This window comes from Rhodococcus sp. NPDC056960, from assembly GCF_042674125.1.
Taxonomy (GTDB): domain Bacteria; phylum Actinomycetota; class Actinomycetes; order Mycobacteriales; family Mycobacteriaceae; genus Rhodococcus_F.
On sequence record NZ_JBHURF010000004.1, the window covers coordinates 120,924 to 136,384 of the forward strand.

Here is a 15,461-nt window from a genome sequence, read left to right on the forward strand (position 1 = left end):
GCCGATGACGTGGACCGGGCGCGGAACGCGGAAGAAGAAGAGCAGCCTCCTGCGCAAGCTGATGGTGCTGATCGTGATCCTGCTGGTGATTCTCGTCGCAGTGATCGCGCTCTGGTATCTCCTCGCCGGGAGGCTGCCCAAGCCGATCCCGACCCCGCCCGGTCCCGAACGTCCCAACGCCCAGCCGGCCAGTTGCCCCGACGTCCAGGTGGTGGTCGTCCCGGGCACGTGGGAGTCCAGCGCCACCGACGATCCGTACAACCCCACGGCCAACCCGGCATCGCTGATGCTCAACGTGTCGCGACCCCTGCAGGCGCAGTTCCCGTCGTCGCGCGCCGACGTGTACACCGTTCCGTACGTCGCGCAGTTCTCGAATCCGGTCGCCTTCCCGCCGGACGGGCAGCAGTCGTACAACAACAGCCGCGGCGCGGGTACGGCCGCCACCAACGACATCCTGATGCGCCGCCACGCCGAGTGCCCCCTCACCAGCTTCCTGCTCACCGGATTCTCCCAGGGCGCGGTCATCGCCGGCGACGTCGCGTCGAGCATCGGCGCTGGTGACGGGCCCGTTCCGGCCGATCTGATGCTCGGTGTCGGGCTCATCGCCGACGGTCGCCGGGACCCGGCAGCCGCCACGAACGTGGGCCAGCCGGTCGCCGGTGTCGGCGCCGAACTGTCGCTGGCCGGACTGCAGATCCCCGGCATCACGATGACGGGTGCCCGGCCCGGCGGTTTCGGCGAACTCACCGATCGGGCGGTCGAGATCTGTGCCCCGTCCGACGGAATCTGCGACGCCCCGGCGCAGGCGCTGAAGCCGAGCAACTGGATCGGCAGCGGGCTGCGACTTCTGGAGTACAACAACAACCCCGTCCACGCGATGTACAACTCGTACGTGGTGGACGACTCCGGCACCACCGCGACGCAGTGGATCGCCGGTTGGGCCGCCGAGAAGATCGAGGCAGCCCCGACCCCGGCCCACAGTTGATTTTGTGGCGGATGGGTTCACCGTGGTCGGTGAGCCGTGAAACGTCCCAAACAGAGAGACGAGACGTGTACTGGCCGGTAGTGCGCGTTTCCCGGCACCGGTAGAGTGCTGCACTGTTGCGGTACCACCGGTGCCCGACCCACCGATGTTCACGTCCTGAAACGGGGGCGTTTCACCACAGGAGAAGCTATTCATGAGTTCCGACGCCAGCTCGTTGCGTAAGTTCCGATTCGCGGCAGGCGGAGAGGGCAACGCAGACGAGGGCGGCGCGCGTCGGTTCGTCAAGCTCGCGCAGAAGGCCGAAGAACTCGGGTTCGACAGCTTCATGATCCCCGACCACCTCGGCAACCAGGTCGGACCGATCGCCGCACTCGGCGCGCTCGCGGTCGCCACCGACAAGATCCGCCTCGGTACCGCCGTCCTCGCCAACGGCTTCCGGCACCCGGCGATTCTCGCCAAGGACGCCGCCACCATCGACGTGCTGTCGGGTGGCCGCCTCGAACTGGGCATCGGCGCAGGATGGATGAAGGAAGAGTTCGACAAGGGCGGCATCGAGTACGAACGCCCGGGCGTCCGGATCGCCAAGCTCGAGGAGTCCCTGCAGATCCTCGACGTGCTGCTGCGTGGCCAGGAGTGCAACTTCGACGGCAAGTACTACCAGATCAAGGGACTGACGGGCAGCCCGCGACCGCGGCAGGGTCCGCGTCCCCCCATCGCCGTCGGCGGTGGCGGCCCGAAGATGCTGGCCCTCGCCGCCAAATACGCCGACATCATCTCCGTGGCGACGCCCACCAGCAAGGACGGCAAGCTCCTGCTGTCGGGGGTCACGCTCGACAAGACGATGGAACGAGTCGACCGGATCCGGGAGGCCGCCGGAGACCGATTCGACGACATCGAACTGAACTGGACCATCACCACGATCGTCATCACCGACGACCGGGAGCAGACCGCCGAGATGGCGCTCGCCGCCCTCGACCAGGGCTTCCCGCCGAACATCGAGGTCGACACCAAGCTGTCCGTCGAAGACATCCTGAGCTCGCCTTATCTCGCGATCGGAAGCTTCGAGGAGATCGCGGATCAGATCCGTATGGTGCGAGAAAAGACGACAATGTCTTACGTCGGTGTGTTCCCCACACAGATGGATGCGTTCGCGCCGATCATCTCGCAATTGAAGGGCGAGTAGACGCAGCGTACCGAGGGCGGCGATGCCAATCTGTAACATATCGATGGTTTGGACTCGATGAACTTATTCGGGTGAGTGGCGTGTTACGTCATTCCCCGCGAGTTGTACAAGATCCGATTCGGCGAAGGAAGTCTGGGGCGCAGTCATGCCGGTGGCATGCCTGTGTGATCGCTTCGGAGGAGATGGAATGAACGCGAAGTTCGATGATTTTATCGACGAGACGGGCCACATCAGGCTCGACTCGGGAAGCACGCTGGTCGATTACGTCCAGCGGCACACCCGGGAGAACTCGGACGAGCTGGCATACCGCTACATCGACTATTCGCGCGACAGAGACGGCGAAGCGCAGGAGCTGACCTGGGAACAGTTCGGCCACCGGTTGCGCGCCGTCGCGGCTCGCCTCCAGCAGGTCACCAAGCCCGGCGACCGAGTCGCAGTCCTGGCGCCGCAGGGTCTCGACTACGTCATCTCCTTCTTCGCCGCCATCCACGCCGGAACCATCTCGGTGCCCCTGTTCGACCCAGACGAACCGGGCCACACCGACCGCCTGCACGCTGTTCTCGGTGACTGCAAGCCTGCCGCCATCCTCACGGCCACCTCCTCCGCCGCGGGTGTTCGGCAGTTCTTCCGGTCCCTCCCGGCCGCCGAGCGTCCCCGCATCATCGCCGTCGACGCCATCCCCGACAGCGTCGGCGAATCCTGGGTGCGCCCCGAGATCGACCTCGACGACATCGCGTACCTGCAGTACACGTCCGGCTCCACCCGCGTGCCCGCCGGTGTGGAGATCACCCACCGCGCCGTGGGCACCAACGCGCTGCAGATGGTCGACTCCATCGAACTCAACGAGAACTCGCGTGGCGTCACCTGGCTGCCGCTGTTCCACGACATGGGTCTGCTGACGGTCATCCTGCCCGCGCTGGGCGGCAAGTACATCACCATCATGAGTCCGCGCGCATTCGTGCAGCGGCCTTACCGGTGGATCAAGGAACTGGCTGCCGTGTCCGACGGTGCGGGCACGTTCGCCGCCGCGCCCAACTTCGCGTTCGAGCACGCGGCCGCCCGTGGTCTGCCGAAGAACGGCGAGAGCCTCGACCTCAGCAACGTCATCGGCCTCATCAACGGCAGCGAGCCGGTGACCACGTCGTCGATGCGCAAGTTCAACGAGGCGTTCGCGCCGTACGGTCTGCCGAAGACGGCGATCAAGCCGTCGTACGGCATGGCCGAGGCCACCCTGTTCGTGTCCTCCACCCGGCACTCCGACGAGGCCCGCGTCATCTACGTCGATCGCGACGAACTCAACGCCGGCCGTGTCGTGAAGGTGGACCAGGACGCCGAGAACGCCATCCCGCAGGTGTCCTGCGGGTATGTCGCGCGCAGCCAGTGGGCTGCCATCGTCGACCCGGAGTCGCGCATCGAGCAGCCCGACGACCGGGTCGGTGAGATCTGGTTGCACGGCGAGAACATCGGCATCGGGTACTGGGGTCGCACCGACGAGACCGCCGAGACGTTCCACAACAAGCTGACCAACCGGCTCGCCGAGGGCAGCCATGCGGAGGGTACGTCCGAGGACGCGAACTGGATGCGCACCGGCGACTACGGCGTGTACATCGACGGCGAGCTGTTCATCACGGGCCGCGTCAAGGACCTCGTGATCGTCGACGGCCGCAACCACTACCCGCAGGACCTCGAGTTCTCGGCGCAGGAGGCCAGCACCGCGCTGCGCCCCGGCTTCGTCGCCGCGTTCGCGGTCCCGGCCAACCAGCTGCCCGCCGTCGTGTTCGAGAACACGCACTCGGGTCTGAACTATGACGCGGACGATTCGTCCGAGCAGCTCGTGATCGTCGCCGAGCGCGCACCGGGTGCCGGCAAGGCCGACCCGCAACCCGTCGCCGACACCGTACGTGCCGCTTTGTCGACCAGGCACGGCGTCACCGCGCGCGACATCCTGCTGGTGCCCGCGGGCTCGATTCCCCGCACGTCGAGCGGCAAGATCGCCCGCCGCGCGTGCAAGGCGAGCTACATCGAAGGCACCCTGCGCGGCGGATACACGCAGACGGCCTTCCCCGATAGCGTTTCCGAATAGTCCACTTCCTGACGGGTAGCTTGGTGAGTTGATGGCTGAAAAAGATGATGACCGGACCAGCAATGCAGGTGACATGACGGTCGCGCAGCTGCGTGACTGGCTGCGCAACTGGATTGCCGACGCCACCGGGCAACCGGTCGGTCAGATCACCGACGACCGCCCGATGGAGGAGTTCGGCCTGTCGTCTCGCGACGCCGTCGCACTGAGTGGCGAGATCGAGGAACTGGTCGGCGTCACGCTCACGGCGACGGTCGCGTACCAGCACCCCACCATCGCGTCGCTGGCCACCCGCATCATCGAGGGCGAACCCGAGCAGCCCGACGATTCGACGGACGCCGCGTACTACACGTCGGCGGCGACGTCGGACGCACACGACATCGCGATCGTCGGCCTGGCCGCGCGGTTCCCGGGGGCGGGAACGACTCCCGCCGAGATGTGGCGGATGCTGGCGGAGGGCCGCGACGGCATCTCCGACCTGCCCGAGGGCCGCTGGGAGGAGTTCACCTCCGACCCGCAGATCAAGGCCGCCGTCGAGAAGGCAAACACGCAGGGCGGCTACCTCGACGACGTGAAGACGTTCGATGCGGAATTCTTCGCGATGTCCCCGCTGGAGGTCGCGAACGTCGATCCGCAGCAGCGGCTGGCGATGGAACTGACATGGGAGGCGCTCGAGCATGCCCGCATCCCGGCCAGCGACCTCAAGGGCGAGCAGGTCGGTGTGTTCATCGGCAGCTCCGCCAACGACTACCAGTTGCTCGCGGTCAGCGATCCCGTCCATGCGCATCCATACGCGCTGACCGGTACGTCGACGTCCATCGTCGCCAACCGTGTCTCGTACTTCTACGACTTCCGCGGACCGTCCATCGCCCTCGACACGGCGTGCTCGTCGTCGCTGGTGGCGGTGCACCAGGCGGTGCGTTCGCTGCGGTCCGGTGAGTCGGATCTCGCGCTCGCCGGCGGCGTCAACATGCTCGTGGCCCCGCCCGCCACGCTGGGCTTCGACCAGCTGGGTGTGATGGCCCCCAACGGCCGTATCAAGGCGTTCTCCTCCGATGCCGACGGCATGATCCGCGCCGAGGGCGGCGGTCTCGTCGTCCTCAAGCGTCTCGAGGACGCCGAGCGGGACGGCGACGAGATCCTCGCCGTCATCGCCGGCAGCGCGGTCAACCAGGACGGTCGCTCGAACGGTCTCGCGGCGCCGAATCCCGACGCGCAGGCCGACGTGCTGCGGCACGCCTACCGCGACGCGGGTATCAACCCGGCCGGCGTCGACTACATCGAGGCGCACGGCACCGGCACCATCCTCGGCGATCCCATCGAGGCGGACGCGCTCGGACGCGTCGTCGGTCGTGGGCGCGCCGACGACAAGCCGGCGCTGCTCGGCTCGGCGAAGACCAACTTCGGTCACCTCGAGGCGGCGGCGGGCGCCGCGGGTCTGATCAAGGTCGTGCTGTCGATGCAGGAAGACACCCTGCCGCCGACGCTGAACTTCGCCGGACCCAACCCCTACATCGCGTTCGACAAGGCGCACCTGCAGGTCATCCCGGAAGGCGCGGCGTGGCCGCGCTACACCGGTTCCGCCGTTGCCGGTGTGTCCGGGTTCGGTTTCGGTGGCACCAACGCGCACGTCGTCGTGCGCGAGTACACCGGGCGGACCGTGGACGAGGCGGCCGAGCCGGCCGCTCCCGCCCCCGCCGTTCCCACCGAGACGTCGGTGTCCGAGGCCGTCGAGCCGACGGTCGTTCTCGCGGTGTCGGGTGCGCTGCCGTCGCGTCGCCGCCGTGCCGCCGCGGATCTGGCCGACTGGCTGGAGACGGAAGAGGGCAGCACCACCGCGCTCACCGACGTCGCCCGCGCTCTCGCACGCCGCAACCACGGCCGCTCGCGTGCCGCGGTACTCGCGAAGACCCGCGCCGAGGCCATCACCGGTCTGCGTGCCGTCGCCGCAGGCAAGCCCGGTCAGGGTGTGTTCACCGCGGACTCGCCGTCGTCGAAGGGTGCCGTCTGGGTGCTGTCGGGCTTCGGTTCGCAGCACCGCAAGATGGCGAAGCAGCTCTACCTGGAGAACCCGGTCTTCGCCGCGGCCATCGACGAGGTCGACGCGCTCATCGAGGACGAGGCCGGCTACTCCATGAAGGAGAAGTTCCTCGACGACGCGATCGACTACGACGTCGAGACCTCGCAGGTCGGCATCTTCACCATCCAGATCGGTCTGGCGGCCCTGCTGCGTCACCACGGCGCCGAGCCGGAAGCCGTCGTCGGGCACTCGATGGGTGAGGCCGCCGCGGCGTACATCTCGGGCGGTCTCCCGCTCGAGGACGCCGTGCGGGTGATCTGCGCGCGGTCCCGCCTGATGGGTGAGGCCGAGGCCACGCTCGAGGGCGACGACATCCGCCTGATGGCGCTCGTCGAATACAGCGCGTCCGAGATCGAGACCGTCCTCACCGACTTCCCCCACCTCGAGGTCTGCGTGTACGCGGCCCCGACGCACACCGTGATCGGTGGACCGGAACCCGAGGTCAACGCCATCGTGGCGCGCGCCGAGGGCGAAGAGAAGATGGCCCGCGTCCTGAAGACGAAGGGCGCCAGCCACACCTCGCAGGTCGACCCGCTGCTGGGTGAGCTGGCCGCGGAGCTGGCCGGCATCGAGCCGACCAAGCTGAAGCTGGGCGTGTACTCGTCGGTCGACCAGGACACCTACTACCGCGCCGGCCACGAGCCGATCCACCGCGAGGAGTACTGGACCAAGGGCCTGCGCCACAGCGTGTACTTCACCAACGCGGTCCGCCTCGCCGTCGGCAGCGGGCACACCACGTTCGTGGAGCTGGCACCCAACCCGGTGGCCCTGATGTCCGTGGCGGCTACCGCATTCGACGCCGGTCTGCACGACATGCAGCTCATCCAGACGCTCAAGCGCAAGGAGGACGAGCCGCTCGGTGTCCTCGCCGCGCTGGCGCAGCTGTACGTGCACGGGCACGCCGTCGACCTGTCCTCGCTGCTGCCGGACGGCGATTTCGCGGCAGTTCCGCGCACCGCGTGGATCCGCAAGCCGTACTGGGTGGAGACCCGGATCGATTCGAGCGGTAACACCCGGATCCCGGGCGCGCACGTGTCGCTGCCGGACGGCCGCCACGTGTGGGAGGTCCAGGCCGGTGCGGTCACCGACTTGCCCGCGCTGGTCACCGCCGCTGCGTCCCAGGTGCTGTCGGACGTGACGCTCGCCGCGTCCGTCTTGCACGCGCACGCTCCGGCCGAGGGAACGCTCACCACCACACTCAACCCGCATCCGGGTGGGGCGTCGCTGCAGGTGCACGCGAAGAGCGGTGCGAGCTTCACACTGCTGTTCGACGCCGCCGTCACGTCCGGTGAGGCGCTGCCCGAGCCCGTCGTCGCGCCGGTGCAGGTGACGTCGCCGGTCGAGGAACTGCCGGAGGTCGTCGAGGACATCGGCGACAAGTGGGATCCGAACGGATCGCAGACGCTGGAAGACCGGCTCGCGCTGATTGTCGCCGAGTCCATGGGCTACGCCCCCGAGGACCTGCCGGCCGAGATCCCGCTCATCGAGCTGGGCCTCGATTCGCTGATGGCCGTCCGCATCAAGAACCGCGTCGAGTACGAGTTCGACATCCCGCAGCTGCAGCTGCAGGCGGTCAAGGACGCCAACCTGATGGAGGTCGCCAAGTACCTGCGCTACGCGGTCGAGAACCGCGAAGAGGTGCAGGCGCTGGCGGACCAGCAGAAGGCCGAGAAGGAAGCGGCGGAGGCCGAGGAAGCCGCAGCGGCCGTCTCCGAGTCGGCGCTCGACGCCGAGGACACGTCGGTGGAGGCGGAGGCCGAGGCGATCATCGCGGACACCCCGGTGCCCGAGACCGCGGAGGCGCCCGAGACCCCCGAGACCCCGCAGGGGCCGGTTGCGGACGGTGACGTTCCGCCGCGCGACGCTGCCGAGCGCCTGACGTTCGCGACGTGGGCCGTCGTCACTGGTGAGTCCGCCAAGGGCATCTTCAACACGCTGCCGATCCTGGGCGACGAGCAGGCGGAGAAGCTCGCGGCCCGCCTGTCGGAACGCGCGAACGGCGAGATCACGTTCGACGACGTCCTCGATTCCACCACCATCGAGGAACTGGCCAACGTGGTGCGCGGATTCCTCGAGGACTCCGGCAAGATCGACGGTCTGGTCCGCGCCCTGCGGCCCCGCCCGGAGGGTTCCGACGCCGTCCCGGTGTTCGTGTTCCACCCGGCCGGTGGTTCGACCGTCGCGTACGAGCCGCTGCTGAAGCGTCTGCCGGAGGGCACGCCGATGTACGGGTTCGAGCGCACCGAGGGTCCGATCGACGTCCGAGCGGCCGAGTACCTGCCGTTGATCCGCGAGATCCAGGGCGACGGACCATACGTGCTGTACGGCTGGTCGCTGGGCGGTGTGCTGGCCTACGCGGTGGCGAAGTTGCTGCGCGAGTCGGGTGCAGACGTCCGGATCGTCGGGCTGATCGACACGGTCATGGCCGGGGAGAAGGTCGAGGACACCCCCGACGAGATCCGGAAGCGCTGGCAGCGGTACGCCGCGTTCGCGAAGAAGACGTACAACGTGGACTACCCGCTGCCGTACGACAAGCTCGCTGCGGCGGAGAGCGACGAAGAGCAGATCAAGATCCTCACGGAACTGCTCAAGCTGAGCGGCACGAAGATTCCGGGTGGAATCATCGAGCATCAGCGGACGTCGTGGCTCGACAACCGGGCGATCCAGACCGCCGAGCTGGAGCAGTACGACGGCGACGTCGTCCTGTACATGGCCGACCGGTACCACGACGACGTGATGAACCTCGAGCCTGCGTTCAAGACCCGCAAGCCGGACGGCGGCTGGGGTGACGCGGTGAAGAACCTGGAGATCATCCACGTGGGCGGCGATCACATCCAGATCGTCGACGAGCCGTACATCGCGAAGGTCGGTGCCGACCTCACCAAGAAGCTGGCGGCGATCCAGGCCGCCGGAACCGGAGCACATCAGTGACCACCACCACCGCAGAGAAGCTTGCCGAACTGCGCGAAAAGCTTGCGCTGGCAAAGGAACCCGCGGGCGACGTGGCGATCGCCAAACGCGCGAAGAAGGGCATTCCGAGCGCGCGCGAGCGCATCGACATGCTGCTCGACCCGGGTAGTTTCATCGAGGTCGGCGGGCTGATGCGCCAGCCCGGCGACCCGAACGCCCTCTACAGCGACGGCGTCGTCACCGGCCACGGGACCGTCGACGGACGCCCCGTCGCGGTGTTCTCGCACGACCAGACCGTGTTCGGCGGCTCGGTCGGTGAGATGTTCGGCCGCAAGGTGGCCGCGATCATGGAGTTCGCCGCGAAGATCGGCTGCCCCTGCGTCGGCATCAACGACTCGGGCGGCGCCCGGGTGCAGGACGCGGTGACCTCGCTGGCCTGGTACGCGGAGCTCGGCCGTCGGCAGGAGCCGCTGTCCGGGATGTGCCCGCAGATCTCGATGATCCTCGGCAAGTGCGCGGGCGGTGCGGTGTATGCGCCGATCAACACCGACGTGCTGGTGGCCACTGAAGAGTCGTACATGTTCGTCACCGGACCCGACGTGGTCCGGAAGATCACGGGCGAGGACGTCAGCCTCGAGGAACTCGGCGGCGCCCGGAACCAGGCCCAGTACGGCAACCTGCACCACATCGCGCCGGACGAGAAGGCCGCGTTCCAGTGGGTGCGCGAGTACCTCAGCTTCCTGCCGTCGAGCTGCATGGAGAAGCCGCCGATCGTCAACCCGGGGCTCGAACCGGAGATCACGGCGTCCGACCGTGATCTGGACACGTTCATCCCCGACGCCGACAACGCCGGCTACGACATGCACGACATCCTGCTGAGGATCTTCGACGACGGCGAGTTCCACGAGATCGGCGGACAGGTCGCGCTGAACATCATCACCGGCTTCGCCCGGGTGGACGGCCGCACTGTCGGAGTCATCGCCAACCAGCCGCTGGTCGCGGCGGGGGCGCTCGACGCCCAGGCGTCCGACAAGGCGGCGCACTTCATCCGCATCTGCGACGCCTTCGACATCCCGCTGGTGTTCGCGGTCGACACCCCGGGATTCCTCCCGGGACTCGAGCAGGAGCGGATCGGCGTCATCAAGCGCGGTGGCCGGTTCATCTTCGCGTTCGTGACGGCGACCGTGCCGAAGGTGACGGTCGTGATCCGCAAGGCGTACGGCGGCGCCTACGCCGTCATGGGGTCCAAGCAGCTGGGTGCCGACATCAACTTCGCCTGGCCCACCGCCCGCATCGCGGTGATGGGCGCCGAGGGCGCGGTCGACCTGATCGGACGCCGGCAGATCGAGGCCGCGGGCGAGAACGCCCCCGCCGTGCGCCGGCAGCTGATCAACTTCTACAACGAGAACATCGCGACGCCGTACATCGCCGCCGAGCGCGGCTACATCGACGCGGTGATCGAGCCCTCGACCACCCGCCTCGAGATCCGCAAGGCGCTGACGATGCTGCGCGACAAGAAGGTGCAGCGCAACCCGCGCAAGCACGACCTGATGCCCCTCTGAGTCGACCTCACCCGCTCGCCCGATGTCGCACCGGTGCACTCCGATTGCACCGATGTCACATCGGGCGCCGCGGTGACTCATGCCGACCGCAGTTTCGGTTCGACGTGAACGAACACCGCAGGCCGGGGTCGTGACGCCGCGAGCGAGTACGCGGCAAGCAGATCCGCGAGGACCGTCGACGGGTCGGCCGAAACCTGCTTCGGCAGGTGCGTCACGACGATGATTCCCTCGCGCTGCATCCGCGCCCGCCGCCGAACCGTCGCCTCGTGGAGTTCGGGCGAGAAGTGGTACTTCAGCGAGTCGATCTCCCATGCGACGGCGACGTCGTCCAGCCAGCCGTCGGGGCGCGCGATCCACAGCCCGGCGGCCGACAGCACGTCCACGTTGTGCCGCATCGGCGGGAGACCGCTCGTCGCGTACAGCTTCTGCGCGTGAATCTCGGCGACGGAATGCGCGTCGTCGCTCAGCTCCCGCAGGACCGCCCGAGGCAGGCGGCTGCCGCGGTCGCTGCCCTGCGACAGTTCGCGTGCGAGTTCGTCGACAGTCACGTCGCCGCGCTGGATGCCGCCGGCGAGGAGCGCACGGCAGCTGTCTGCCTGGACGGTACGACGCCCGGCGTCCAGGAGGCTGCGCGCCGGTGGTGCGAGTCGCAGCAGCCCCCGGTGGATCGGTTCGGGCATGCGCCAGGTGCGCTCGACCTTCACGTACGACCAATCCCGCCGATGCCGCGTGGACGGGATGAGCAGCAGGACGTCGTTCCTGGACGCCGACGCGGTGTAGCCGAAGGCAGCGAGGGCGGCATGCCCCGACAGCAGGGCGTCCGGGCCGCCGTATTCGAGGGCCGCGAGATTGCGTTGCAGCGTCGTCGGTGGCCCGTTGTGCAGTAGGACCACGCCGGGGAGGATCCGCTGCCACGGGCCGCCGTCGTTGCAGCGCGAGGAGATGGTGCCCTTCGCGACACCCAGTCGCTCCAGGGTGGCGGCCCGGATCACCCCGTCCCGGCTGACGGCGGCTATTGCAGACAGGTCTTCGGCCCAGCGTCCTCTTCGCATGGGTCCGAGCATGCCGTGGGCGAATCGGCGCGTCGCCGAAAAGTCCACGTCGGAAATTGGCCTGTGGATGAGCGGAACGTTGTGGATAACGTCACCGCGAAACCTGCGTTTCCGTCGTATCGGACCGCCCGGCGCGGCGCCCGATGTGACATTTGTTCAGTCAGACGGAACGCGTGTGACATCGGGCGACGCAAGCCGAGCTAGCGACGCACGCCGAGCTAGCGGCGCACGCCGCGCAGGAACCGTTTACGGGCTGTCGTACACCCGCAGGGTGCCGGGGTTCCAGAGTCCCGAGCGGGTGGCGGTGTCGGTGTCGACGGTGGCCGCGGTGGCGTTCGGGTAGTACCGGTCGAAGCGTTCGAGGGAGCCCCAGTCGCGGCCCCAGTCGTCCCGCATGTAGGTGGGGATGGCGGTGGCGCTGGCGAGGAGTTCGGTGAAGCCGAGGGGGCCACCGTTCTCCGCGGACTGCCAGGTGTCGGTGGAGCTGACGGCCAGAGGGCGGTCGGGGAGGATGCGGTAGTTCGGCATTTCCGCGACCCCGTACTGGTGATCGAACGGGCGCTGGCAGGGGAACTGCAGGCCCACGGCCCAGTCGAGCAGCACCGGCTGTGAGCTGCCGATCGTCGAGTTGAGGGTCTCGAGTTTCGGTACGCGTGGCGGGGTGAATGCGAGCCACTGGTCGCCGGTGAGGTTGGGGTCGTTGGCGACGATCCGGACGGCGTCGGCGTCCGGGGACAGTTCGTCGATCGGGACGCGCAGGTTGCGCCACGACGGCGCCGGGCCGATGTCCTTGGGCAGGTAGGTGCCCTGCGACTGGACGGTGCCGTCGGGCTGGCGCTTGCCGTATTCGAGGAGCAGCGACTGGCCGTAGGTGAGGGCGCCGGTCGAGTCGACCGACCAGATGCGTCCGGCGGCGGACATGACGATGAGCGGGGCGTCGGCGCTGCGTTCGGGGAGTGCGTACCAGCTGGACGACAGCGTGGCCGGTTCCTGGACGCCTTCCTGGTAGCTGCCCATGACGGGGGTGGTGCCGGGGTCGAGTCCGAACGGCAGTTTGGCGTCGCTGCCGTTGACGCCGACGCGTCCGGTGCCGCCGCTGGTTCCGGCGCTCGATCCGGTCTCGAAGGTGGGGCCGACGCTCTGGTTGTCGGTGTTGCCCATGCCCTGCTTGACCTCGACGAAGTCGGCGGTCAGGTCGGACGGCACCCCGTTGGGGGAGAACCCGACGGGGTTCGCGCCGCCGAGCGGGTCGGCGGGGTTCGCGAGCGGCTGTCCGGGGTCGGCGAGGGGTGCGAGGTTTCCGCTGTTGGTGTCGCCTTCGACGAGGACGTCCTCGGCCAGTCCGCAGGTCTGGCCGGCGAGGGAGTCGAAGTTGGAGCGGGCCAGCGAGTACGCCGGGTACTGGGAGACGGCGCCCTTGAGGAGGGAGAGGACCTCGAACAGCACCATGATGCCGGCGATGACGGTGAGGGGGGCTGCAGCGAATTTCCTGATCCGCCTGCCCTTCTCGGTGTTCGCGCGGGCGGGTGGCGCGGCGAATCCCTCCCGCAGGTACTGCCAGGCGGCCAGTGCGACTGCCAGACCGAACAGGACGAGGAAGAACGTGTTGGACTGGCGCCCGCCGATGGAGACGGGTTTGTCGAACCACGGCACACCGTAGCTCGAGACGTACCAGTAGCCGTTGATGCCGGCGAACGTCAGGGCCAGCATCAGCAGCAGTCCGGCCAGGAAGATCGTGCGATTGCGGCGCGACCGCAGCGCCGACGCCGACACCGCGACGGCGGTGAGCGCGGCCAGTGAACCGGCGATGCCCGCGTACGCCCCGAAGTGGTGGGTCCACTTGGTGGGGTTGAACATCATGAAGAAGATCGTGCCGAACACGACGCCGAGCAGACGCCACGACGGTCCGGTGGCGGCACCGGGAATCCGCTTGCGGCGCAACAGGATGAACAGGGTCGTCAGCAGGCACAGGATCATCGTCAGGAACGCGAAGCGGCGCGCCACGGACCCGTCGACGGTGGGGACGAACAGGTAGTAGTAGCGCAGGAAGTCCTTGTACCACTCGAGGTTCGGGCCGATCAGGGTGCGGACCCGGGTGGCTTCCATCACGGCGGCCAGGGTCTGGTCGGCGAACACGACCACCAGGACGATCGTGCCCGCGGCCGCGATCGGGGCGAGCAGCGGCAGCGTTCCCACCTGGCGGTGGCGTTTGACGACGATGCGGACGAGCGGGCGGGCGCCGGCGAGCAGGGCGGCCACACACATCAGGCCGGTGGGGGCGGCGGCGAGCGTGAACGCGCCGATCAGCACCGCGACAGCGGCGGGGAGGAGGCGTCCGGTGGCGATGGAACGCTCGATGGAACACCAGGTGAGCAGGGCGCCGAGTGCCACGATGGGCTCGGGGCGCAGACCGTTGTTGAACGGCAGCCAGAACGACAGGAAGACGAGGCCGCCGGTCCACAACGCGACCTTGTTACGCCGGACGGACCGGCCGAGGCGCGGAGCGACCTCCCGGCTGATCACCATCCAGCACAGGATGCCGGCGACGAGGGCGGGTAGCCGCATGAACGGGCTGGCCGTCGAGATCTTCGCCATCGCAGCGAGGACGTCGTAATACCAGCCGAACGGTGCTTCGGGGACGCCGAACCAGCGGAAGTAGTTGGCCATGTACCCGGCGTGGTCGGAGACGCGGGCCATGGTGAGCAGGTAGCCGTCGTCGGAGGTGTTGGCGCCGATGAAGTGCCACAGCACCAGCGTGCCCACGACAATCGTGTCGAGCCCGGTGAACTTCCACCAGTGCGACGGCAGGAAGTTGCGGTGCCCGCGCCCGTCGGTGCCGTCGAGGCGGCCGAGGGCGACCAGGGCGATGGCCGTGGCGAGGAGCGCCACGATCATGGCGACCAGCTTGATGACTGTGGGGCTCGACGAGAACCGGGAGTCGACGTTCATCGTGAACGACAGGCCCGCGGGCGCCGCGCCGTCGCGGAGGTCGCTGAACACGCCCACCACCTGGGGGCGGAGGTCGCCGACGAGGGAACCGGCGATGGGGTCGCCGGCCGGAGTGGTGAGGCCGGCGAACTCGGCGGACGTCGCGTCGATGTTCGATGTGATGCGGATCTCGGAGCAGGCGCCCGACAGCACCTGTTCGCGGGGTGCCGTCGCGATCGTCACGTTGCGGTCGAGCACGTCCACCGACTTGTCGGACACCCGGACGAACATCGCGTTCAGCGCGGCACCCTCACCCTGCGCGGGTGCGGTGGCCAGCAGGATGCCGCCCTGCGGGGGGAGCTGGGCCACCGCGGAGCACGGGATGGCCGCCGACAGGTCGACGGGTACCTGAGACATCAGCGGCGCCTCGACATCGCCGACGATGCCGTTCTGCGGCCAGTTCACGGCTGCGGTGGTCTGCTGGACCGGCATGAACGGGGTGGCCACTGCCAGCACGAACCCGATGAGGCCGGTGACGATGGCAACCAGACGAGCGGTCCGGTACTCACTCCGCCGGTCCTGGCGAGCAGGTGGCGAAGAGGCTTCGGGTTCGGAGACGGAAGTTGTCACGGCGTCGGGCACGGTTGTCGATGGTATGTCAGGAACCTGAGGAGGCATATC

Annotated in this window: 7 protein-coding genes; 5 read left to right on the forward strand and 2 right to left on the reverse strand. The window is 68.3% G+C overall.

Features of this window, described 5'->3' with window-relative positions; translation table 11 throughout:
- Window positions 1–4: 4 nt before the first annotated feature.
- The 5 genes from ACFTWF_RS07785 (at window position 5) to ACFTWF_RS07805 (ending at window position 10,800) form a co-directional block, all read left to right on the forward strand.
- The gene (locus tag ACFTWF_RS07785) at window positions 5–985 is read left to right on the forward strand and encodes a cutinase family protein (protein WP_378460679.1); all 981 of its coding nucleotides are present in this window, start codon (window positions 5–7) and stop codon (window positions 983–985) included.
- Between the two features lie 193 nt (window positions 986–1,178).
- Window positions 1,179–2,168 carry an LLM class F420-dependent oxidoreductase gene (locus tag ACFTWF_RS07790; protein WP_378460680.1) on the forward strand — a complete coding sequence of 330 codons (990 nt, stop codon included), beginning with the start codon at window positions 1,179–1,181 and terminating at the stop codon, window positions 2,166–2,168.
- Between the two features lie 187 nt (window positions 2,169–2,355).
- On the forward strand, window positions 2,356–4,251 hold the full coding sequence (gene fadD32, locus ACFTWF_RS07795) for a long-chain-fatty-acid--AMP ligase FadD32 (RefSeq protein WP_378460681.1): 1,896 nt from the start codon (window positions 2,356–2,358) through the stop codon (window positions 4,249–4,251).
- A gap of 73 nt (window positions 4,252–4,324) precedes the next feature.
- On the forward strand, window positions 4,325–9,259 hold the full coding sequence (gene pks13 / locus ACFTWF_RS07800; RefSeq protein ID WP_378460897.1) for a polyketide synthase Pks13: 4,935 nt from the start codon (window positions 4,325–4,327) through the stop codon (window positions 9,257–9,259).
- Window positions 9,256–10,800, forward strand: a complete 1,545-nt coding sequence (locus ACFTWF_RS07805) for an acyl-CoA carboxylase subunit beta (RefSeq protein WP_378460682.1) — start codon at window positions 9,256–9,258, stop codon at window positions 10,798–10,800. Before pks13 ends, ACFTWF_RS07805 begins: the two co-directional genes overlap by 4 nt.
- 77 nt (window positions 10,801–10,877) lie before the next feature.
- Here ACFTWF_RS07805 and ACFTWF_RS07810 read toward each other — a convergent pair whose 3' ends face one another.
- Both ACFTWF_RS07810 and ACFTWF_RS07815 read right to left on the reverse strand, forming a co-directional pair.
- Window positions 10,878–11,852, reverse strand: a complete 975-nt coding sequence (locus tag ACFTWF_RS07810; protein ID WP_378460898.1) for a hypothetical protein — start codon at window positions 11,850–11,852, stop codon at window positions 10,878–10,880.
- A 246-nt stretch (window positions 11,853–12,098) separates the two neighbouring features.
- Window positions 12,099–15,422: an arabinosyltransferase domain-containing protein gene (locus ACFTWF_RS07815; RefSeq protein WP_378460683.1), complete on the reverse strand. Its 3,324-nt coding sequence runs from the start codon at window positions 15,420–15,422 to the stop codon at window positions 12,099–12,101.
- Between the last annotated feature and the right edge of the window lie 39 nt (window positions 15,423–15,461).

Bases quoted from the DNA above. Each gene is read 5' to 3' on its own strand.
- ACFTWF_RS07785 (WP_378460679.1), top strand. From the start codon at position 5: ATGACGTGGACCGGGCGCGGAACGCGGAAGAAGAAGAGCAGCCTCCTG.
- ACFTWF_RS07790 (WP_378460680.1), top strand. From the start codon at position 1,179: ATGAGTTCCGACGCCAGCTCGTTGCGTAAGTTCCGATTCGCGGCAGGC.
- fadD32 (WP_378460681.1), top strand. From the start codon at position 2,356: ATGAACGCGAAGTTCGATGATTTTATCGACGAGACGGGCCACATCAGG.
- pks13 (WP_378460897.1), top strand. From the start codon at position 4,325: ATGACGGTCGCGCAGCTGCGTGACTGGCTGCGCAACTGGATTGCCGAC.
- ACFTWF_RS07810 (WP_378460898.1), bottom strand. From the start codon at position 11,852: ATGCGAAGAGGACGCTGGGCCGAAGACCTGTCTGCAATAGCCGCCGTC.